At 59.4% G+C, this 19,164-nt stretch carries 16 protein-coding genes; 4 read left to right on the top strand and 12 right to left on the bottom strand.

The features are described from left to right. Window positions 1-401: 401 nt before the first annotated feature. From CER19_RS02155 to CER19_RS02195, 8 genes are all read right to left on the bottom strand, one after another. Window positions 402-1,139: a secretin N-terminal domain-containing protein gene (locus CER19_RS02155; RefSeq protein WP_116665224.1), complete on the bottom strand. Its 738-nt coding sequence runs from the start codon at window positions 1,137-1,139 to the stop codon at window positions 402-404. 217 nt (window positions 1,140-1,356) lie between these two features. Further along, window positions 1,357-1,779: a GNAT family N-acetyltransferase gene (locus CER19_RS02160; protein WP_057710354.1), complete on the bottom strand. Its 423-nt coding sequence runs from the start codon at window positions 1,777-1,779 to the stop codon at window positions 1,357-1,359. Then, window positions 1,772-2,938 carry a cupin domain-containing protein gene (locus tag CER19_RS02165; RefSeq protein ID WP_116665225.1) on the bottom strand — a complete coding sequence of 389 codons (1,167 nt, stop codon included), beginning with the start codon at window positions 2,936-2,938 and terminating at the stop codon, window positions 1,772-1,774. Before CER19_RS02165 ends, CER19_RS02160 begins: the two co-directional genes overlap by 8 nt. Window positions 2,939-3,022: 84 nt before the next feature. Continuing rightward, complete coding sequence (gene purB / locus CER19_RS02170; RefSeq protein WP_116665226.1) at window positions 3,023-4,393, bottom strand: adenylosuccinate lyase; 1,371 nt, start codon at window positions 4,391-4,393, stop codon at window positions 3,023-3,025. A gap of 125 nt (window positions 4,394-4,518) precedes the next feature. Next, the gene (gene hflD / locus CER19_RS02175) at window positions 4,519-5,142 is read right to left on the bottom strand and encodes a high frequency lysogenization protein HflD (protein ID WP_116665227.1); all 624 of its coding nucleotides are present in this window, start codon (window positions 5,140-5,142) and stop codon (window positions 4,519-4,521) included. Next, the gene (mnmA, locus tag CER19_RS02180; RefSeq protein ID WP_034133822.1) at window positions 5,139-6,263 is read right to left on the bottom strand and encodes a tRNA 2-thiouridine(34) synthase MnmA; all 1,125 of its coding nucleotides are present in this window, start codon (window positions 6,261-6,263) and stop codon (window positions 5,139-5,141) included. Before mnmA ends, hflD begins: the two co-directional genes overlap by 4 nt. Before the next feature lie 59 nt (window positions 6,264-6,322). After that, window positions 6,323-6,769: an NUDIX hydrolase gene (locus CER19_RS02185; protein ID WP_116665228.1), complete on the bottom strand. Its 447-nt coding sequence runs from the start codon at window positions 6,767-6,769 to the stop codon at window positions 6,323-6,325. Window positions 6,770-7,093: 324 nt separating this feature from the next. After that, window positions 7,094-9,319, bottom strand: a complete 2,226-nt coding sequence (locus CER19_RS02195; RefSeq protein ID WP_116665229.1) for an NADP-dependent isocitrate dehydrogenase — start codon at window positions 9,317-9,319, stop codon at window positions 7,094-7,096. Window positions 9,320-9,802: 483 nt separating this feature from the next. Here CER19_RS02195 and icd point away from each other — a divergent pair, with 483 nt between their 5' ends. Beyond that, on the top strand, window positions 9,803-11,059 hold the full coding sequence (gene icd, locus CER19_RS02200; RefSeq protein ID WP_005789095.1) for an NADP-dependent isocitrate dehydrogenase: 1,257 nt from the start codon (window positions 9,803-9,805) through the stop codon (window positions 11,057-11,059). A 74-nt stretch (window positions 11,060-11,133) separates the two neighbouring features. Here icd and cspD read toward each other — a convergent pair whose 3' ends face one another. Then, window positions 11,134-11,406, bottom strand: coding sequence for a cold shock domain-containing protein CspD (gene cspD / locus CER19_RS02205; protein ID WP_116665230.1), 273 nt, complete (start codon window positions 11,404-11,406; stop codon window positions 11,134-11,136). 225 nt (window positions 11,407-11,631) lie between these two features. Here cspD and clpS point away from each other — a divergent pair, with 225 nt between their 5' ends. Both clpS and clpA read left to right on the top strand, forming a co-directional pair. Continuing rightward, the gene (clpS, locus tag CER19_RS02210) at window positions 11,632-12,000 is read left to right on the top strand and encodes an ATP-dependent Clp protease adapter ClpS (protein WP_005789091.1); all 369 of its coding nucleotides are present in this window, start codon (window positions 11,632-11,634) and stop codon (window positions 11,998-12,000) included. Window positions 12,001-12,029: 29 nt separating this feature from the next. Further along, window positions 12,030-14,300 carry an ATP-dependent Clp protease ATP-binding subunit ClpA gene (gene clpA / locus CER19_RS02215; RefSeq protein WP_116665231.1) on the top strand — a complete coding sequence of 757 codons (2,271 nt, stop codon included), beginning with the start codon at window positions 12,030-12,032 and terminating at the stop codon, window positions 14,298-14,300. A gap of 186 nt (window positions 14,301-14,486) precedes the next feature. On the opposite strand, the gene infA is transcribed toward clpA, so the two are convergent. The 3 genes from infA to aat form a co-directional block, all read right to left on the bottom strand. Next, the gene (infA, locus tag CER19_RS02220) at window positions 14,487-14,705 is read right to left on the bottom strand and encodes a translation initiation factor IF-1 (RefSeq protein WP_002553999.1); all 219 of its coding nucleotides are present in this window, start codon (window positions 14,703-14,705) and stop codon (window positions 14,487-14,489) included. A 100-nt stretch (window positions 14,706-14,805) separates the two neighbouring features. Next, a complete protein-coding gene (locus tag CER19_RS02225) occupies window positions 14,806-15,513 on the bottom strand; it encodes an arginyltransferase (RefSeq protein ID WP_003192088.1) in 708 nt (235 codons plus the stop codon). Between the two features lie 56 nt (window positions 15,514-15,569). Next, complete coding sequence (aat, locus tag CER19_RS02230; protein WP_034127879.1) at window positions 15,570-16,250, bottom strand: leucyl/phenylalanyl-tRNA--protein transferase; 681 nt, start codon at window positions 16,248-16,250, stop codon at window positions 15,570-15,572. Between the two features lie 475 nt (window positions 16,251-16,725). On the opposite strand from aat, the gene ftsK reads away from it, so the two are divergent. Beyond that, a complete protein-coding gene (gene ftsK, locus CER19_RS02235) occupies window positions 16,726-19,134 on the top strand; it encodes a DNA translocase FtsK (RefSeq protein ID WP_003192084.1) in 2,409 nt (802 codons plus the stop codon). Window positions 19,135-19,164: the final 30 nt, after the last annotated feature.

Here is a 19,164-nt window from a genome sequence, read left to right on the forward strand (position 1 = left end):
GGTGTTCAAGTCAAATCTGACGGAGGTAAGCGACGGGATGAACGATGGGGCTCAAGGGGGAATTGAGCAGGTAAGGGCAAACTGCGAACGGTCTTCGGGCGTCGTGGGCCTTGGTACGATCCATCAGTGTGTAGCCGGGTTACCTGGTTAGCTTCCGTCCCTCGGGACAACTTCGTTCCAGTCGCAACCAACGTCAAACACACCTTGTGGGCGGTACAGACACGAATCGGCTCAGGTGGGTAGCTTAGAGCGGCGATCCGAAGGCCCTTGCCAGGGCCTCTGATTAGCGGGAGCGAGGCCATCATGCCCATGCTTTTTTGGCTCGTCAAATGTTTTGTAGTGCTTTTTTTTGAGCACTACATCTTTAGTCTAATGCGACTTGCCAGTCAGTTTTCGGTGCTTCAGTTCAGGGTGTCGACCTTGACCCGTAAAGTCAGGTCATCGCGGCCCTGAGTAGAGTAGCTGCGGGTTGTAGAGGATTTGTCCGCCTGGGTTTCACGATTGATGCCCGCCAGGGGAATCCATTCGCCCAGGCGGCCGCTGACGGTTGTGTCGGTGCTTTGCACGTTCACTACATCGGGACGTTCCTGGCTCATGCGGTCACGATTGGTGCTGATGGCCAGGTGTACGGTCTCGCCGGTGACGCTGGCGGTCACGTAAAAACCCTGGGTGACGTTGCGATACTGGGTCTGGTTTTGCAGACGGCCATAGCTGTCCTGTTGCGTGGTGGTCAGCGGTACGCTCTGGCCGACCTGGATCAGCGCGGGCACGCCTTCGCTGGCCTGGATCTGCTGCACGCCACCGTCGCGGCTGGCAGTGCCGTAGCTGATGATGCGGGTCTGGCTGTCGCCGCTGTTCTGCTGGTTGTTCTCGTTGGTATCGACGGTGATCAGTAAGCGTTTGGCCGGTGTATCCAATTGGCCGAGCAGTGCGCGCAAGCTCTCGATCTTGGCGGGCTCAGCGTTAACGATAAGTTGGTTGCCGTAGGCGCTGACGGTGCCGTCCTTGCCGATGAAGTTCTGCGCCACGGGCAGCAGGTCGGCGCTGGTGCGGTTGTTCAGGTTGACGACTTCAGTGGCGGCCATGGCGCAAGCGCTGACGGTCATCAGGAGGGCGGTGAGCAGGGTGCGTAGGGGCATGTCCGTTATCTCTGCGAGTCATTTGCTGGATAGTGCCAGTTTGTCGGCCTGGTGGGTCGCAAGTTGAATCGTAGACGGCAAAATGCCCTGGCAGGCAGGGCATTTTGTGGTGTTGCTGATAGGGCTATCGCAGGCAAGCCAGCTCCCACACTTGACCGAGTACATTCTTTGGAATGCGGTCAAATGTGGGAGCGGGCTTGCTCGCGAACGAGACAGCTCAGCCCTCGCGCACCATGTCCACATGCGGAATCCCGACCTCAAGAAACTCATCGCTGACGATCTTGAAACCCAGTCGCTCATAGAACGGTGCTGCATACACCTGCGCACTCAGGAATTGCCTGGTCTGGCCGCGTTTCACCGCCTCGCCAATCACCGCTTCCATCAGCTTGTCGCCGACTTTCAGTCCGCGCCAGTCCTTGAGCACCGATACCCGACCGATCTCGCCGCTGGGCAGCAATCGAGCGGTGCCAATCGGGAAGTCGCCTTCGTATGCAAGAAAATGCATGGCGCCGGCATCGTCCGCGTCCCACTCCAATTCAGGCGGGACCGATTGTTCAGCGATGAATACCGCTTCACGAATGCGCCGAATCTCGTCGATATCCTTTCGCCAGTCCGCGACACTTACGTGAATTCTATTCATCCGCGAACCCCAGGCTGCCTTGCTTGACCAGCTCGCACAGCAGGTCGCGGCCATCTTCGTCGGCCAGCCATTCGCTGAGGTTTTCGCTGTGCAGTGCATCGGCCGAGCACACCAGCTTCAACAGTTCACGCAGTTTGCCCGGCAGGTAACGGCTCTGGCCGCTGGCGAACAGCAGCACGTCGTCGTCCACTTCGGACCAGGCCAGGCGCGCGCTCGGGTTGCGCACCAGGATCGCGCCGTCTTGCAGGCTGTTGACGAAGTCTTCTTCGCCCAACTCTTCGCCGGCCACCAGTTCCGGGTAGCGTGGCTCGGTCATGAACTGGCCGAACCAGGTCAGCAGCATGCGCTCATCGCTCATGTGCTCGGCGAGCAAGCCCTTGAGGCGGTCCAGTGCGTCGCCCTGGATCTGGTGCGGGTCGCTGACGGGTTGGGCGTCGGCGTCGGTGTAGCGCTCTTCGTCGGTCAGGTACTGGCTGAGGAAGTCGGTGAAGTGGGTCAGCACTTCAGCGGCGCTCGGTGCACGGAAACCCACGGAATAGGTCATGCAGTCGTCTTCAGCAATACCGAAATGGGCCAGGCGCGGTGGCAGGTAGAGCATGTCGCCCGGTTCCAGCACCCATTCGGCGCTTTCTTCGAATTCGGCGAGGATGCGCAGGTCGGCGTGTTGCAGCAACGGGCTTTCGGAATTGCACATCTGGCCGATCTTCCAGTTGCGCTTGCCCTGGGCTTGCAGCAGGAACACATCGTAGTTATCGAAATGCGGACCGACGCTGCCACCCGGCGCGGCGAAGCTGATCATCACATCATCGATACGCCAGCTCGGCAGGAAGCGGAAGTGCTCCAGCAGCTCAGCCACTTCCGGCACGAACTGGTCGACCGCCTGCACCAGCAGGGTCCACTCACGCTCGGGCAGGGTGCTGAAAGCGTCTTCGGCGAACGGGCCGCGGCGCAGTTCCCACGGGCGCTCGCCGTGTTCGATCACCAGGCGCGACTCGACTTCTTCTTCCAGGGCCAGGCCTGCCAGTTCGTCGGCATCGATCGGGCTTTCGAAGTCAGGGATGGCCTGGCGGATCAGCAGCGGTTTTTTCTGCCAGTAGTCGCGCAGGAATTCCCGTGCCGTGATGCCGCCCAGAAGTTGAAGAGGGATATCAGGATTCATGTGTAACCTATTGAAAAAAAGCACTTTTAAGACAGGAATAAAAACGCCCGGCGCGGCCGGGCGTCTCAAAGGAGCTTGCTTGGATCAGATGCGCTTGGCTTGCTCTACAGCGTTGCCGATGTAGTTGGCCGGGGTGAGCAGTTTCAGCTCGGCCTTGGCCGCGGCTGGCATGTCCAGGCCGTCGATGAAAGTTTGCAGCGCTTCGGGGCTGATGCCCTTGCCGCGCGTCAATTCTTTCAGCTTCTCGTAGGGGTTTTCGATGTTGTAGCGGCGCATCACGGTCTGGATCGGCTCGGCCAGTACTTCCCAGCACGCGTCCAGGTCAGCGGCAATCTTCTGCTCGTTGAGCTCCAGCTTGCTGATGCCTTTGAGGCTGGCTTCGTATGCGATCACGCTGTGGGCAAAGCCGACACCGAGGTTGCGCAGTACGGTGGAGTCGGTCAGGTCGCGCTGCCAGCGAGAGATCGGCAACTTGCTGGCCAGGTGCTGGAACAGGGCGTTGGCAATACCCAGGTTGCCTTCGGAGTTTTCGAAGTCGATCGGGTTGACCTTGTGCGGCATGGTCGAAGAACCGATTTCGCCGGCAATGGTGCGCTGCTTGAAGTAGCCCAGGGAGATGTAGCCCCAGATATCGCGATCGAAATCGATCAGGATGGTGTTGAAGCGCGCAATCGCGTCGAACAGCTCGGCGATGTAGTCGTGCGGTTCGATCTGCGTGGTGTAGGGGTTGAAGCCCAGGCCCAATTCGTCTTCGATGAAGGCGCGGGCGTTGGCTTCCCAGTCGATCTCAGGGTAGGCCGACAGGTGGGCGTTGTAGTTGCCTACGGCGCCGTTGATCTTGCCCAGCAATGGCACGGCGGCCACTTGAGCGATCTGGCGCTCCAGGCGGTACACCACGTTGGCCAGCTCTTTGCCCAGGGTGGTCGGCGAAGCCGGCTGGCCGTGGGTGCGCGAGAGCATCGGCACATCAGCGAAACGGATCGCCAGTTCACGGATAGCGTTGGCGGTCTGGCGCATCAGCGGCAGCATCACGTCATCACGGCCTTCGCGCAGCATCAGGGCGTGGGACAGGTTGTTGATGTCCTCGCTGGTGCAGGCAAAGTGGATGAATTCGCTGACTTGGGCCAGTTCCGGCAGCTTGGCCGCTTGCTCTTTGAGCAGGTACTCGATGGCTTTGACGTCGTGGTTGGTGGTGCGCTCGATCTCTTTCACACGCTCGGCGTGCTCCAGGGAGAAGTTTTCCGCCAGGGTGTTCAATACAGCGTTGGCCTCGGCGGAAAACGCCGGCACTTCGCCAATGGCAGGGTGAGCGGCCAGGCGCTGGAGCCAGCGCACTTCAACCAGTACACGCGCACGGATCAAACCGTATTCGCTGAAAATAGGGCGCAGGGCCTGGGTTTTGCCGGCGTAGCGGCCGTCAACAGGGGAAACCGCAGTGAGCGAAGAGAGCTGCATGGGGTGTTCTCGGACAGTCGGGCAACGAAATGGGGCGCGTATCATACATGAAAAAATCCGCCGGTCCGTTGCCAACTGACCGGCGTATTACGCGTAACGGCTTGAAAATGGCCTGCTGATGCGACTTATTCGTTGCGCATCAACGGGTAAAGCTCTTTGAGCAATTTGCGCCGGCTGATCACCAGCTGCCAGCGATGACCGCCCAGTTGGCGCCACAAGCGTGCCGAACGAATACCGGCCAGGAGCAGGGCGCGGATTTTCGACGCGTTGTTGGGTTGTTGCAGGTTGCGCATGTCGCCGTGCACCTGGATACGCTGGCGCAGGGTACTCAAGGTGTCCTGGTACAGCGCACCACAGGCGGCGATCACGTTTTCGTGGGCCGGGCCGAAGTGTTCTACCTGGGACTGGATCTGCGGCAGGCGCTTGCCGATGGTGTCCAGCAGGTCGTCACGCTTGGCCAATTGGCGCTCAAGGCCAAGCATCGACAGGGCATAGCGCAACGGTTCGCGCTGCAAAGTGCTGGGGTCGCGCTCCAGGGCGCCGACCAGGGCGCGATAGCCTTCACGCAGGGCCAGGTCGTCGCCGCCGTAAACCTCAAGGGTGTCCTTGGGGTCACGGATCAGCAGGCTGCCGAGCATGCAGGTCAGGCCGGCTTCAGTGACCTGGCCGGTCTTGGCGATCTTGTCCACCAGTACCGCAGCGAGAAACACACCGCCAAGGGCCGTCAATTGCTCCTGGGTCGGGCTCATGCCGGGTTGCTCCAGGCTTGCGCGACTTCAATCACGCCGCCGCCCAGGCAGATTTCGCCGTCATAGAACACCACGGACTGGCCAGGGGTGACCGCGCGTTGCGGGTCATCGAAGGTGGCGCGGTAACCGGTGGCGGTTTTTTCCAGGGTGCAGGGCTGGTCGCTCTGGCGATAGCGCACCTTGGCAGTCAGGCGGCGCGGGGTGCTCAGGTCGATCGGGTTGACCCAATAGATTTCGGAAGCGAGCAGGGCGCCGGAGAACAGTAGCGGGTGCTCATTGCCTTGGCCGACCACCAGCACGTTGTTTTCCAGGTCCTTGACCAGCACGTACCACGGCTCTTCACCTGCGTCTTTCAAGCCGCCGATGCCCAGGCCCTGGCGCTGGCCAATGGTGTGGTACATCAGGCCATGGTGGCGGCCGATCACTTCGCCGTCAGTGGTTTTGATCTCGCCCGGTTGCGCCGGCAGGTATTGCTTGAGGAAATCGCTGAAGCGCCGCTCGCCGATAAAGCAGATCCCGGTGGAGTCTTTCTTCTTGGCGGTGGCCAGGCCATGTTTCTCTGCGATTTTGCGCACTTCGGGCTTTTCCAGCTCGCCGACCGGGAACAGGGTCTTGGCGATCTGTTCACCGCCGACGGCATGCAGGAAGTAGCTCTGGTCCTTGTTCGGGTCCAGGCCCTTGAGCAGTTCGGTGCGGCCATCGATATCGCGACGGCGCACGTAGTGGCCGGTAGCTATCAGGTCGGCACCGAGCATCATGGCGTAGTCGAGGAAGGCCTTGAACTTGATTTCGCGGTTACACAGGATGTCCGGGTTCGGCGTGCGGCCGGCCTTGTATTCGGCCAGGAAGTGCTCGAACACGTTGTCCCAGTACTCGGCGGCGAAGTTGGCGGTGTGCAGCTTGATGCCGATCTTGTCGCACACGGCCTGGGCGTCCGCCAGGTCGTCCATGGCGGTGCAGTATTCCGTTCCATCGTCTTCTTCCCAGTTCTTCATGAACAGGCCTTCCACCTCATAACCCTGCTCCATGAGCAGAACGGCGGAAACGGAAGAGTCCACGCCGCCGGACATGCCGACGATGACGCGCTTCTTTTGTGTGTCAGAAGGGGCTGGATCACGCATAGGGTTTCAACGGGTGTCTTGAAAAAGGACGCGATTCTAGCAGGCCTGGGCCCGCAAGGCTAAAGAGAAGGGCGGATCAATTCGAGACTGTGGCGCTGGCCGGCCAGATAATCATCGATGCAGCGGATAATCAGCTCGCTGCGCCAGTCGTCGCGCACGGCCATCAGCTCGTCACGGGTCAGCCAGCGGGCGCGCAGGATGCCTTCGTCGAGTTGATAATCCGGGTGGTGTTTCAACGCCGTGGCGATAAAGCAGACCCGTTGGTAGGTCACGCCATTGCTCGGTGCGGTGTACAGGTAGATGCCGACGATGCCGGTGGCTTGCACGTCCCAACCGGTTTCTTCCAGTGTTTCGCGCACGGCGGCCTCGGTCAGGGTTTCGTTCGGGTCCAGGTGGCCGGCGGGCTGGTTGAGCACGGCGCGCCCGCCCTTGAGTTCTTCGACCATCAGGAACTTGCCGTTGTCTTCGACGATGGTGGCGACGGTGATGTGGGGGAGCCAGGTCATTGCAAACCTCGGTATCTGGAAGGTGGCACGTTCAATGTGGGAGCTGGCTTGCCTTAATGCCAGTCAGTTAAGGCTTTTTTGTAGGAGCGAGGGGGACGCCTAGTTCTTGCTCGCGAAAAACTCAAAGGCGCCGCGTTCATTCAGCAAGCACGCGTTATCGTTGACGTTCTTCGCGAGCAAGCTCGCTCCTACAGAAGGCGACGACCGCTTAACTGACTGGCATTAAGTCAAGCCAGCTCCCACATTTGATTGAGTTTCTTCAACGAAGTCCCGACAAACAGAAACCCCGGCACTTGGCCGGGGCTTCTTTGCATCCTTACAACCTTACTTCAACTTGGCAATCGCCGCATTGAGGGTGTTGCTTGGGCGCATGGCCTTGCTGGTCAGCTCTGGGTTCGGCGCGTAGTAGCCGCCGATGTCCACTGGCTTGCCCTGTACGGCGTTGAGTTCGGCAACGATGGTTGCTTCGTTCTCGGCCAGGGTTTTGGCCAATTCGCCAAACTGCGCTTGCAGTGCAGTGTCTTCAGTCTGGGCGGCCAGGGCTTGTGCCCAGTACAGCGCCAGGTAGAAGTGGCTGCCGCGGTTGTCGATGTTGCCGACCTTACGCGATGGCGACTTGTTGTTGTCCAGGAACTGGCCGGTGGCCTGGTCCAGGGTCTTGGACAGTACCAGGGCTTTCGGGTTGTTGTACGTCACACCCAAATGCTCAAGGGACGCGGCCAGGGCCAGGAACTCGCCCAGGGAATCCCAGCGCAGGAAGTTTTCTTCCAGCAGTTGCTGTACGTGTTTAGGTGCCGAGCCGCCAGCGCCGGTTTCGAACAGGCCACCGCCATTCATCAGCGGCACGATCGACAGCATCTTGGCGCTGGTGCCCAGTTCCATGATCGGGAACAGGTCGGTCAGGTAGTCGCGCAGTACGTTGCCGGTCACCGAGATGGTGTCCAGGCCCTTGCGGGTGCGCTCCAGGGTGAACTTCATCGCATCGACCGGGGCCATGATGCGGATGTCCAGGCCTTCGGTGTTGTGGTCTTTCAGGTAAGCCTGAACTTTCTCGACGACTACACCATCGTGGGCACGCTTAGGGTCCAGCCAGAAGATGGCCGGGGTGTTGCTGGCGCGGGCACGGTTGACGGCGAGCTTGACCCAGTCCTGGATCGGCGCGTCTTTGGTCTGGCACATACGGAAGATGTCGCCAGCTTCGACGTTCTGTTCCATCAGCAGGTTGCCCTGGCTGTCGGTGACGCGGACAACGCCGTCAGCCTTGATCTGGAAGGTCTTGTCGTGGGAGCCGTACTCTTCGGCTTTCTTCGCCATCAGGCCAACGTTTGGCACGCTGCCCATGGTGGTGGGGTCGAAGGCGCCATTGGCCTTGCAGTCTTCGATGACCGCCTGGTAGATGGTGGCGTAGCAGCGATCCGGGATCACAGCCTTGGTGTCGTGCAGTTGGCCGTCGGTGCCCCACATCTTGCCGGAGTCACGGATCATCGCTGGCATCGAGGCGTCGACGATGACGTCGCTTGGCACGTGCAGGTTGGTGATGCCTTTGTCGGAGTTGACCATCGCCAGGGCAGGGCGAACGGCGTAGACCGCCTGGATGTCGGCTTCGATCTGCGCTTGCTGGTCGGCCGGCAGGGCCTTGATGCGGGCGTACAGGTCGCCGATGCCGTTGTTCAGGTTGAAGCCGATCTGCTCCAGCACGGTCGCGTGCTTGGCCAATGCGTCTTTATAGAACTCGGCAACGATCTGGCCGAACATGATCGGGTCGGAGACCTTCATCATGGTGGCTTTCAAGTGAACCGACAGCAGCACGCCTTGCTTCTTGGCGTCTTCGATTTCAGCGGCGATGAAGCTGCGCAGCGCTTTCTTGCTCAGCACGGCGGTGTCGATGATTTCGCCGGCCTGAACGCTGGTCTTTTCCTTCAGGACGGTGGTGGTGCCGTCCTTTGCAACCAGCGCAATTTTGACAGCGTCAGCGGTTTCGATCTGCACGGCTTTTTCGCTGCCGTAGAAGTCGCCGTTGTTCATGTGGGCAATGTGCGACTTGGAGTCGGCCGCCCAGGCGCCCATTTTGTGCGGGTGCTTGCGTGCGTAGTTCTTGACCGACAGCGGTGCGCGACGGTCGGAGTTGCCTTCGCGCAGGACCGGGTTCACGGCGCTGCCCTTGACCTTGTCGTAACGTGCACGGGTTTCTTTTTCCGCGTCGGTGGTTACGGTTTCAGGGTAGTCCGGCAGGGCGTAGCCCTGGGCCTGCAGTTCCTTGATCGCGGCTTGCAGCTGCGGGGTCGAGGCGCTGATGTTGGGAAGCTTGATGATGTTGGCTTCAGGCGTAACGGCCAGGTCGCCCAGTTCGGCGAGGTGGTCCGGGATGGCCTTGGTGCCCAGTTGCTCGGGGAAGCTTGCGAGGATGCGCCCGGCGAGGGAAATGTCGCGGGTTTCCACGGCAATATCAGCGGAAGCGGTGAAGGCCTCTACGATAGGCAGCAGTGAATAGGTGGCGAGGGCTGGGGCTTCGTCGGTGAAGGTGTAGATGATCTTCGAGCGGGTGGGCATATTCGGATTAACTCTCTTCTTTGCTGAAAGCGTGCGCAGAAACTCGAGATGCGCCGGGTAGAGCGCGTTCGTTCAAAGTCATCCATGAGCGAAATGTCGAGGTTTCTTCGCGGTGATGTTGGTTTGCATCAGTCGAGCGTCAAGCGGGTGGGCTATGGTAATAGTCCGGCTTTCTGGCGAAAGGCTACGTTCTAGAGCGGTCCGCCGTCGTGACTCTTTGGTCAGCGGCGGCATTATACATAGGTCGCTATGCTTACGCTGAGCCTTCATGAAAAAGGAGGCTCGTCCATTGGTCTAAAGGTCGCAGGTGCGTGGGGTGGTGGGGTGTGCTCAAGATTGGCGCTTTTCCCTTTGCTTTCAGGCTTGTAGGCCACCAAATGTGCTGTTTTCGATGCAAATGAGCATGGCGTGAGGTTTCAGTCGCCATTTATCTGGAGTAGGCTCGAACGCAGCCAGATGTTCAATCCATAGATGGAGTTCAGCATGGGATACAAGAAGATTCAGGTTCCGGCAGTCGGCGACAAAATCACCGTCAATGCAGACCATTCTCTCAATGTTCCTGACCAACCGATCATCCCCTACATTGAAGGTGACGGTATTGGCGTCGACATCAGCCCGGTGATGATCAAGGTGGTCGACGCCGCTGTTGAAAAGGCTTACGGCGGCAAGCGCAAAATCTCCTGGATGGAGGTGTACGCTGGCGAAAAGGCCACTCAAGTCTACGACCAGGACACCTGGCTGCCCCAGGAAACCCTGGATGCGGTCAAGGATTACGTGGTGTCCATCAAGGGCCCGCTGACAACGCCGGTGGGTGGCGGTATCCGTTCGTTGAACGTAGCGCTGCGTCAGCAGCTCGACCTGTATGTGTGCCTGCGCCCGGTGCGCTGGTTCGAAGGCGTGCCCAGCCCGGTGAAAAAGCCTGGCGACGTGGACATGACCATCTTCCGTGAGAACTCCGAGGATATTTACGCGGGCATCGAGTGGAAGGCTGGTTCGCCGGAAGCGATCAAGGTGATCAAGTTCCTCAAGGAAGAAATGGGCGTTACCAAGATCCGTTTCGACCAGGATTGCGGGATTGGCGTCAAGCCGGTCTCCAAAGAGGGCACCAAGCGCCTGGCGCGCAAGGCTCTGCAGTATGTGGTGGATAATGACCGCGACTCGCTGACCATCGTGCACAAAGGCAACATCATGAAGTTCACCGAGGGTGCCTTCAAGGAGTGGGCCTATGAGGTGGCGGCTGAAGAGTTCGGTGCGACCTTGCTCGATGGCGGGCCGTGGATGCAGTTCAAGAACCCCAAGACCGGCAAGAATGTAGTGGTCAAGGATGCCATTGCCGACGCCATGCTCCAGCAGATCCTGCTGCGCCCGGCTGAATATGACGTGATCGCGACCCTCAACCTTAATGGCGACTACCTGTCTGATGCCTTGGCGGCGGAGGTCGGTGGTATTGGTATCGCGCCGGGGGCCAACCTGTCGGACACTGTGGCGATGTTCGAAGCCACTCACGGTACTGCGCCCAAGTATGCGGGCAAGGATCAGGTCAACCCGGGTTCATTGATTCTTTCGGCGGAAATGATGCTGCGGCATATGGGCTGGGTCGAGGCGGCGGATCTGATCATCAAGGGCACCAACGGCGCGATTTCGGCCAAGACCGTGACCTATGACTTCGAGCGTCTGATGGATGGCGCTACGCTGGTGTCGTCGTCGGGCTTTGGAGATGCGTTGATCAAACATATGTAAACAGGCAAATAAAACCGGCTGCCCTGATGATTCGGGGCAGCCGATTTGCTTTCAATGCTGTGCTCGGTGGCTGCTCAGGCCTGTTGCTTTTCTTGTCTTGATTTTTGACCGGGTGCCGCAACCTTTTCTGTGGCAGGCGTAGTGGCGATTACTTCGATCTTCTCCGCATGCAAGCCCTTTGGGCCTTGGGTAATCTCAAAGGATACCGGTTGACCCGCCTTCAGCGTTTTGTACCCATCCACCTGGATCGCTGAGTAATGCGCAAAAAGGTCTTCTTTTTTGCCGTCTTCATTAATGAAGCCGTAACCCTTGGCATTGTTGAACCATTTGACCGTACCACTAGCCATTCCCTTATCCCTCTGCACCAGACTCCATCACTGGAGTATCATCCTGTCTATCCGTCCTAACCCGAATAAATAAGGTTGACTGCGCGGACCTTTTTTACCCACTGTGGGCTCTATTGGTTGTAACACCGATTTGCCGATAGTCAAGGCGACCAGTCGGTCAGAGTTGAAATTCTGACAGCTCGCCCCCACCACTGTAATTGAACCACTGACGAACCTTTCTTTCCCATGCATGCAAACAGCCAGATTCGACTAACATTCAATCAGGATCGCCCGGATCAGGAACATGACGACGACGGTTCTGCAGGCATTGCTGTTCAGGAGGCGAAGCCTGCTTTACAGGCGCCGCCGATGTACAAGGTGGTTTTGTTTAATGATGACTACACACCGATGGATTTCGTCGTCGAAGTGCTCGAGGTGTTTTTCAACCTGAACCGCGAGTTGGCGACCAAGGTAATGCTGGCCGTTCACACAGAAGGACGGGCAGTATGTGGAGTGTTTACCCGCGACATCGCCGAGACAAAGGCCATGCAGGTCAACCAGTACGCCAGGGAAAGCCAGCATCCGCTACTCTGTGAAATCGAGAAGGACGGTTAACGCCGACCACTTGGGTATGAGGTGAAGCTATGTTAAACCGCGAGCTCGAAGTCACCCTCAATCTTGCCTTCAAGGAGGCTCGTTCGAAGCGTCATGAATTCATGACCGTCGAACACCTTTTGCTGGCACTTTTGGATAACGAAGCTGCCGCCACCGTTCTACGTGCGTGCGGCGCCAACCTCGACAAGCTCAAGCATGACCTGCAGGAGTTTATCGACTCCACCACGCCACTGATCCCCGTGCATGACGAGGACCGCGAAACCCAGCCAACCCTGGGCTTCCAGCGGGTATTGCAGCGTGCTGTGTTCCACGTACAGAGCTCCGGTAAGCGTGAGGTCACAGGCGCGAACGTGCTTGTGGCAATTTTCAGCGAACAGGAAAGCCAGGCCGTGTTCCTGCTCAAGCAGCAGAGCGTTGCCCGTATTGATGTGGTCAATTACATCGCCCACGGTATCTCCAAGGTGCCTGGGCATGGCGATCATTCCGAGGGTGAGCAGGATATGCAGGACGAGGAGGGCGGTGAGTCTTCTTCTTCAAGCAACCCGCTGGATGCCTATGCCAGCAACCTCAATGAAATGGCGCGCCAGGGGCGGATCGATCCGCTGGTCGGGCGTGAGAGCGAGGTCGAGCGCGTAGCGCAGATTCTCGCGCGGCGTCGCAAGAACAACCCGTTGCTTGTGGGCGAGGCGGGCGTGGGTAAAACCGCGATTGCCGAAGGCCTGGCCAAGCGCATTGTCGACAACCAGGTGCCAGACCTGCTGGCCAGCAGTGTCGTCTACTCCCTTGACCTGGGCGCGTTGCTCGCTGGGACCAAGTACCGTGGCGACTTCGAAAAGCGCTTCAAGGCGTTGCTCGGCGAGCTGAAAAAACGTCCGCAGGCGATCCTGTTCATCGACGAGATCCACACCATCATTGGTGCCGGTGCGGCTTCCGGTGGGGTGATGGACGCCTCCAACCTGCTCAAGCCATTGCTGTCTTCGGGTGATATCCGCTGCATCGGCTCGACCACCTTCCAGGAGTTTCGCGGCATTTTCGAAAAAGACCGTGCCCTGGCGCGTCGCTTCCAGAAAGTCGACGTGTCCGAGCCGTCGGTTGAAGACACCATTGGTATCCTGCGCGGGCTCAAGGGGCGTTTTGAAGCGCACCATGGCATCGAGTACACCGATGAGGCCTTGCGTGCGGCGGCTGAGCTGGCGTCGCGCTACATCAATGATCGGCATATGCCCGACAAGGCCATCGATGTGATCGACGAAGCGGGTGCCTACCAGCGCCTGCAGCCGGTCGAGAAGCGTGTGAAGCGCATCGACGTGCCTCAGGTCGAGGACATCGTGGCCAAAATCGCGCGGATTCCGCCAAAACACGTCACCAGTTCCGACAAGGAGCTGCTGCGTAACCTGGAGCGCGACCTCAAGCTCACCGTGTTTGGTCAGGATGCGGCTATCGACTCGCTGTCCACTGCGATCAAGTTGTCCCGTGCTGGCCTCAAGTCGCCGGACAAGCCAGTCGGTTCGTTCCTGTTCGCAGGCCCGACCGGCGTCGGCAAGACCGAGGCAGCTCGCCAGTTGGCCAAGGCCATGGGTATCGAACTGGTCCGTTTCGACATGTCCGAGTACATGGAGCGCCACACTGTGTCGCGCTTGATCGGTGCGCCTCCGGGCTATGTCGGCTTCGACCAGGGCGGCCTGTTGACCGAGGCGATCACCAAGCAGCCACATTGCGTATTGTTGCTCGATGAAATCGAAAAGGCTCACCCGGAAGTCTTCAACCTGCTGTTGCAGGTCATGGACCACGGGACCCTGACCGACAACAACGGGCGCAAGGCGGACTTCCGCAACGTGATCGTGATCATGACCACCAACGCCGGTGCTGAAACCGCGGCGCGGGCTTCGATCGGCTTTACGCATCAGGATCACTCCTCCGATGCCATGGAAGTGATCAAGAAGAGCTTCACGCCGGAGTTCCGTAACCGCCTGGACACCATTATCCAGTTTGGTCGCCTCAGCCATGAGGTTATCAAAAGCGTGGTGGACAAGTTCCTCACCGAGCTTCAAGCGCAGTTGGAAGACAAGCGCGTGCAGCTGGATGTGACGGAAGCGGCCCGCAGTTGGATCGCAGAGGGCGGCTACGATGCGGCAATGGGTGCTCGCCCAATGGCGCGTCTGATCCAGGACAAGATCAAGCGGCCACTGGCCGAAGAGATCCTGTTCGGCGAACTCTCCGACCATGGTGGGGTGGTGCACATCGACCTGAAGGACGGCGAGCTGACCTTCGAGTTCGAGACCACGGCTGAAATGGCCTGATAGCGGTAAACCTGTAGGAGCGAGCTTGCTCGCGAAGATCGTCAACGATAACGCATGCTGTCTGATTCACTGCGTTGTCCTTGAGTTCTTCGCGAGCAAGCTCGCTCCTACAGTTGTTTTGCAGCCTCTATAAATCCTGCGCACACAAAAACGCCCGGCATAACCGGGCGTTTTGTATTGACTTGCTTAGCGAGCGCGGTAAGTGATGCGCCCTTTGCTCAAGTCATAGGGCGTCAGCTCGACGCGCACTTTGTCACCGGTAAGAATACGAATGTAGTTCTTGCGCATCTTGCCGGAGATATGCGCGGTTACGACGTGCCCATTTTCCAACTCCACACGAAACATGGTGTTGGGCAGGGTGTCGACGACAGTGCCTTCCATTTCGAAGCTGTCTTCTTTCGACATGCAGTAAAGCCCTCGGTATCCAGTGAATGGCCCGGTGCAACTGCGCCAGGCAAAAGCGGCGTGCATTGTGCCCGAAAAAGGGTGTTCAAGCCAAGGGGTTCTAGTTAAGCGTGACCCATCTTTGATTAATCAGCAGCTCAATGGGTCGATATTGGGTCTTGTAGTTCATCTTTTTGCAGTTCTTGATCCAGTATCCGAGGTACACGGCTTCCAGCTCAAGGCGCAGCGCTTCGCCTATTTGCCAGAGGATGGCGAAGCGCCCGAGGCTGCGGCGTTCTTCGGTCGGTTCATAGAAGGTGTACACCGCCGAGAGGCCGTTGGGCAGCAGGTCGGTCACCGCCACGGCCAGCAGGCGGCCGTCGAGGCGGAACTCGTAGAAACGCGAAAAGGGCAGGTCACGCACCAGGAACGTGGAAAACTGGTCGCGGCTGGGCGGATACATATCGCCGTCGGCATGACGCTGCTCGATATAGCGTTGGTAGAGATCGAAATATTCTTCGCTGTATTGGGGTTTGGTGGCGTGCACGGTCAGGTCGGCGTTGCGCTTGAGAATGCGTTTCTGATTACGGTCAGGCGAAAACTGCGCAACCGGGATGCGCGCAGGCACGCAGGCATTGCAGTTCTGGCAATGGGGGCGGTACAGGTGATCGCCGCTGCGCCGAAAGCCCATCTCGGACAGGTCGGCATACACATGCACGTCCATGGGCTGGCTGGGATCGAGGAACAGCGTGGTGGCCTGCTCGTCGGGCAGATAGCTGCAAGAGTGGGCTTGAGTGGCATAGAACTTCAAGCGCGCCAACTCGGTCATGATCAACCCTCGGGATAAGCTTTGAAATAAGTGTAAGCCACGTGCGCGAAAGTCGCCTAGGAAACCCACGGCCCGGCGTTGGGTTGGTCCAGATGTTTATGCAGGAAGTCAGCGAAGACGCTGCGCGGTATGCCGCGGGCACCCAGGCTGTGCAGGTGATCGTTGGGCATCTGGCAATCGATCAGCACAAATCCCCAGGCTTGCAGTTGCCGAGTCAACGTGGCGAAGCCGAATTTGGAGGCATTGTCGGCGCGGCTGAACATGGATTCGCCAAAAAACAACTGGCCCATCGCCAGGCCATACAGGCCGCCCACCAGTTCGCCCTGGTCCCAGACCTCGACGGAATGCGCGTAGCCGCGCTGGTGCAGCTCCAGGTAGGCCTTCTGGATACCTTCGGTGATCCAGGTGCCATCGGCGTAGGCGCGGGGCGCGGCGCAGGCTTGGATGACGGCGGCGAAATCCTGGTCGAAGGTCACGGTATAGCGCTGCTGGCGCAATAATTTGCCGAGGCTGCGGGAAACATGCAGCTCGTCGGGGAATATCACTGTGCGAGGGTCGGGTGACCACCAGAGGATAGGCTGGCCTTCGGAGAACCAGGGGAAGCAGCCATGGCGGTAGGCCTGGATCAGCCGTTCGGCCGACAGGTCGCCACCGGCTGCGAGCAGGCCGTTGGGTTCGCGCATGGCCTTGGCCAAAGGTGGGAACGTCAGGGTGTCGCGTTGTAACCAGGTCAGCATGGCATCCAGGCTTACGGAAGGGGAGGGGAGTGGCAGGTCAGCACCTGCACCGCAAGCGTTGATTATTAACGACCCGGCGCCACGGGGCCAGCCCGAATAGGCTATTAACGAGGATTAGCATGAGCGGGTGTTTCTGCAACTCTGCACACAGGGTGTGGTCGTAATCGGGGCTGACGGATGCCGGCCATTTGCCAAGCTTGCCTGGATTGCTAAATACAGCTCATAAGCCTTTGTCAGCAAAGGCAATGCATGCTCAAATTGTCCGTGCAGTCAGGTGAAGGGCAAGTGTGTGGCATCGCGCACGCAAACCCGTACAATGCGGCCATTGTGGCGTTATCGCCATTTCACCTATCCGTCACCGGGTGTTAAAAGTAGATTCAGCAACATTCGTTCATTTTTCAACTGTTCCGGATAGAGCAGTCGTGTGTAGTCATTCAACAGATGGACGCGCTAAAGGCGCAGGAATAGACCCGTTTTGAAGAAATCCGCCGCAGCACCTAAAGCAGCAGTCGTACCGGCCTGGCGCCAGCACCTGCATTACCGACTCAAGGAAGGCGCACTGATTGCCATCGGTGCGCTGTGCCTGTTCCTGATGATGGCCTTGCTCACCTATGGCAAGGACGATCCGGGCTGGAGCCATAACAGCAAGATCGATGACGTGCAGAATTTCGGCGGCCCTGTAGGTTCCTACAGCGCCGATATCCTCTTCATGATCCTGGGTTACTTCGCCTACATTTTCCCGCTGTTGCTGGCGATCAAAACCTGGCAGATCTTCCGCCAGCGTCACGAGCCGTGGCAGTGGAGCGGCTGGCTGTTCTCCTGGCGCCTGATCGGCCTGGTGTTCCTGGTGCTGTCGGGCGCGGCGCTGGCGCATATCCACTTCCATGCACCGACCGGCTTGCCGGCGGGCGCGGGCGGGGCCCTGGGCGAAAGCCTTGGCGACCTGGCGCGCAGGACCCTGAATATCCAGGGCAGCACCCTGATGTTCATCGCGCTGTTCCTGTTCGGCCTCACGGTATTCACCGACCTGTCATGGTTCAAGGTGATGGACGTGACCGGCAAGATCACCCTCGACCTGTTCGAATTGTTCCAGGGCGCAGCCAACCGCTGGTGGGCCGCCCGTGTCGAGCGCAAGCAAATGGTGGCGCAGCTGCGTGAGGTCGACACCCGTGTCAACGAGGTGGTGGCCCCCAGCACGCCGGACCGACGCGAGCAAGCCAAGGTCAAGGAGCGCTTGATTGAGCGCGAGCAGGCCCTGAGCAAGCACATGTCGGACCGTGAAAAGCAGGTGCCGCCCGTGATCGCCCCGGCACCGCCCAAGGCGCCAGAGCCCAGCCATCGCGTGCAAAAAGAGAAGCAGGCACCGCTGTTTATCGACAGCGCCGTCGAAGGCACCTTGCCGCCGATCTCGATTCTGGACCCGGCCGAAAAGAAACAACTCAACTATTCCCCCGAATCCCTGGCGGCTGTCGGCCACCTGCTGGAAATCAAGCTCAAGGAATTCGGCGTCGAAGTGTCGGTGGACTCGATCCATCCGGGCCCGGTGATTACCCGTTACGAAATCCAACCGGCCGCCGGGGTAAAAGTCAGCCGCATTTCCAACCTGGCCAAAGATTTGGCGCGTTCCCTGGCGGTGACCAGCGTGCGCGTGGTGGAAGTGATCCCCGGCAAGACCACCGTGGGTATCGAGATCCCCAACGAAGACCGGCAGATCGTGCGGTTCTCCGAAGTGCTGTCTACGCCGGAATACGACAACTTCAAATCGCCGGTCACCTTGGCGCTCGGCCATGACATCGGCGGCAAGCCGGTGATTACCGACCTGGCGAAAATGCCGCACCTGCTGGTAGCCGGTACCACCGGTTCCGGTAAGTCGGTGGGTGTGAACGCCATGATCCTGTCGATCCTGTTCAAGTCCGGGCCGGATGACGCCAAGCTGATCATGATCGACCCGAAGATGCTGGAACTGTCGATCTACGAAGGCATCCCGCACTTGCTGTGCCCGGTGGTCACCGACATGAAGGACGCCGCCAACGCCCTGCGCTGGAGCGTTGCCGAGATGGAGCGCCGCTACAAGCTGATGGCGAAGATGGGCGTGCGTAACCTGTCGGGCTTCAACGCCAAGGTCAAGGAAGCCCAGGACGCCGGCACACCGTTGACCGACCCGCTGTACAAGCGCGAAAGCATTCACGATGAAGCACCATTGCTGACCAAGCTGCCGACTATCGTGGTGGTGGTCGATGAATTTGCCGACATGATGATGATCGTCGGCAAGAAGGTTGAAGAGCTGATCGCCCGTATCGCCCAGAAGGCGCGGGCGGCGGGTATCCACTTGATCCTTGCGACCCAGCGGCCGTCGGTGGACGTGATCACCGGCCTGATCAAGGCCAACATCCCGACGCGCATGGCGTTCCAGGTCTCCAGCAAGATCGACTCGCGCACCATCATCGACCAGGGTGGCGCCGAGCAACTGCTGGGCCACGGTGACATGCTGTACATGCCGCCGGGGACCAGCCTGCCGATTCGCGTTCACGGCGCCTTTGTTTCCGATGACGAAGTCCACCGTGTGGTCGAAGCCTGGAAACTGCGCGGCGCGCCGGAATATAACGACGACATTCTCGCTGGCGTGGAAGAGGCCGGCAGCGGCTTCGACGGTGGCAGCAGCGGTGGCGACGATGATGCTGAAACCGACGCGCTCTACGACGAGGCCGTGGCCTTCGTGCTGGAAAGCCGCCGCGCCTCGATTTCCGCAGTGCAGCGCAAGCTGAAAATCGGCTACAACCGTGCTGCCCGCATGATCGAAGCCATGGAAATGGCCGGCGTCGTGACCGCAATGAACACCAATGGCTCGCGTGAAGTCATCGCCCCCGGGCAGATGCGCGACTGATCCCGCGCCGCGTGGCAACACGCGGCGTGC

This window comes from Pseudomonas sp. GL93, from assembly GCF_003408955.1.
In the GTDB taxonomy this organism is placed as follows: Bacteria; Pseudomonadota; Gammaproteobacteria; order Pseudomonadales; family Pseudomonadaceae; genus Aquipseudomonas; species Aquipseudomonas paracarnis.

What these genes read in the sequence shown, in the direction of transcription:
- CER19_RS02155 (WP_116665224.1), bottom strand. Translation starts at nt 1,139, where the DNA reads ATGCCCCTACGCACCCTGCTCACCGCCCTCCTGATGACCGTCAGCGCT.
- CER19_RS02160 (WP_057710354.1), bottom strand. Translation starts at nt 1,779, where the DNA reads ATGAATAGAATTCACGTAAGTGTCGCGGACTGGCGAAAGGATATCGAC.
- CER19_RS02165 (WP_116665225.1), bottom strand. Translation starts at nt 2,938, where the DNA reads ATGAATCCTGATATCCCTCTTCAACTTCTGGGCGGCATCACGGCACGG.
- purB (WP_116665226.1), bottom strand. Translation starts at nt 4,393, where the DNA reads ATGCAGCTCTCTTCGCTCACTGCGGTTTCCCCTGTTGACGGCCGCTAC.
- hflD (WP_116665227.1), bottom strand. Translation starts at nt 5,142, where the DNA reads ATGAGCCCGACCCAGGAGCAATTGACGGCCCTTGGCGGTGTGTTTCTC.
- mnmA (WP_034133822.1), bottom strand. Translation starts at nt 6,263, where the DNA reads ATGCGTGATCCAGCCCCTTCTGACACACAAAAGAAGCGCGTCATCGTC.
- CER19_RS02185 (WP_116665228.1), bottom strand. Translation starts at nt 6,769, where the DNA reads ATGACCTGGCTCCCCCACATCACCGTCGCCACCATCGTCGAAGACAAC.
- CER19_RS02195 (WP_116665229.1), bottom strand. Translation starts at nt 9,319, where the DNA reads ATGCCCACCCGCTCGAAGATCATCTACACCTTCACCGACGAAGCCCCA.
- icd (WP_005789095.1), top strand. Translation starts at nt 9,803, where the DNA reads ATGGGATACAAGAAGATTCAGGTTCCGGCAGTCGGCGACAAAATCACC.
- cspD (WP_116665230.1), bottom strand. Translation starts at nt 11,406, where the DNA reads ATGGCTAGTGGTACGGTCAAATGGTTCAACAATGCCAAGGGTTACGGC.
- clpS (WP_005789091.1), top strand. Translation starts at nt 11,632, where the DNA reads ATGCATGCAAACAGCCAGATTCGACTAACATTCAATCAGGATCGCCCG.
- clpA (WP_116665231.1), top strand. Translation starts at nt 12,030, where the DNA reads ATGTTAAACCGCGAGCTCGAAGTCACCCTCAATCTTGCCTTCAAGGAG.
- infA (WP_002553999.1), bottom strand. Translation starts at nt 14,705, where the DNA reads ATGTCGAAAGAAGACAGCTTCGAAATGGAAGGCACTGTCGTCGACACC.
- CER19_RS02225 (WP_003192088.1), bottom strand. Translation starts at nt 15,513, where the DNA reads ATGACCGAGTTGGCGCGCTTGAAGTTCTATGCCACTCAAGCCCACTCT.
- aat (WP_034127879.1), bottom strand. Translation starts at nt 16,250, where the DNA reads ATGCTGACCTGGTTACAACGCGACACCCTGACGTTCCCACCTTTGGCC.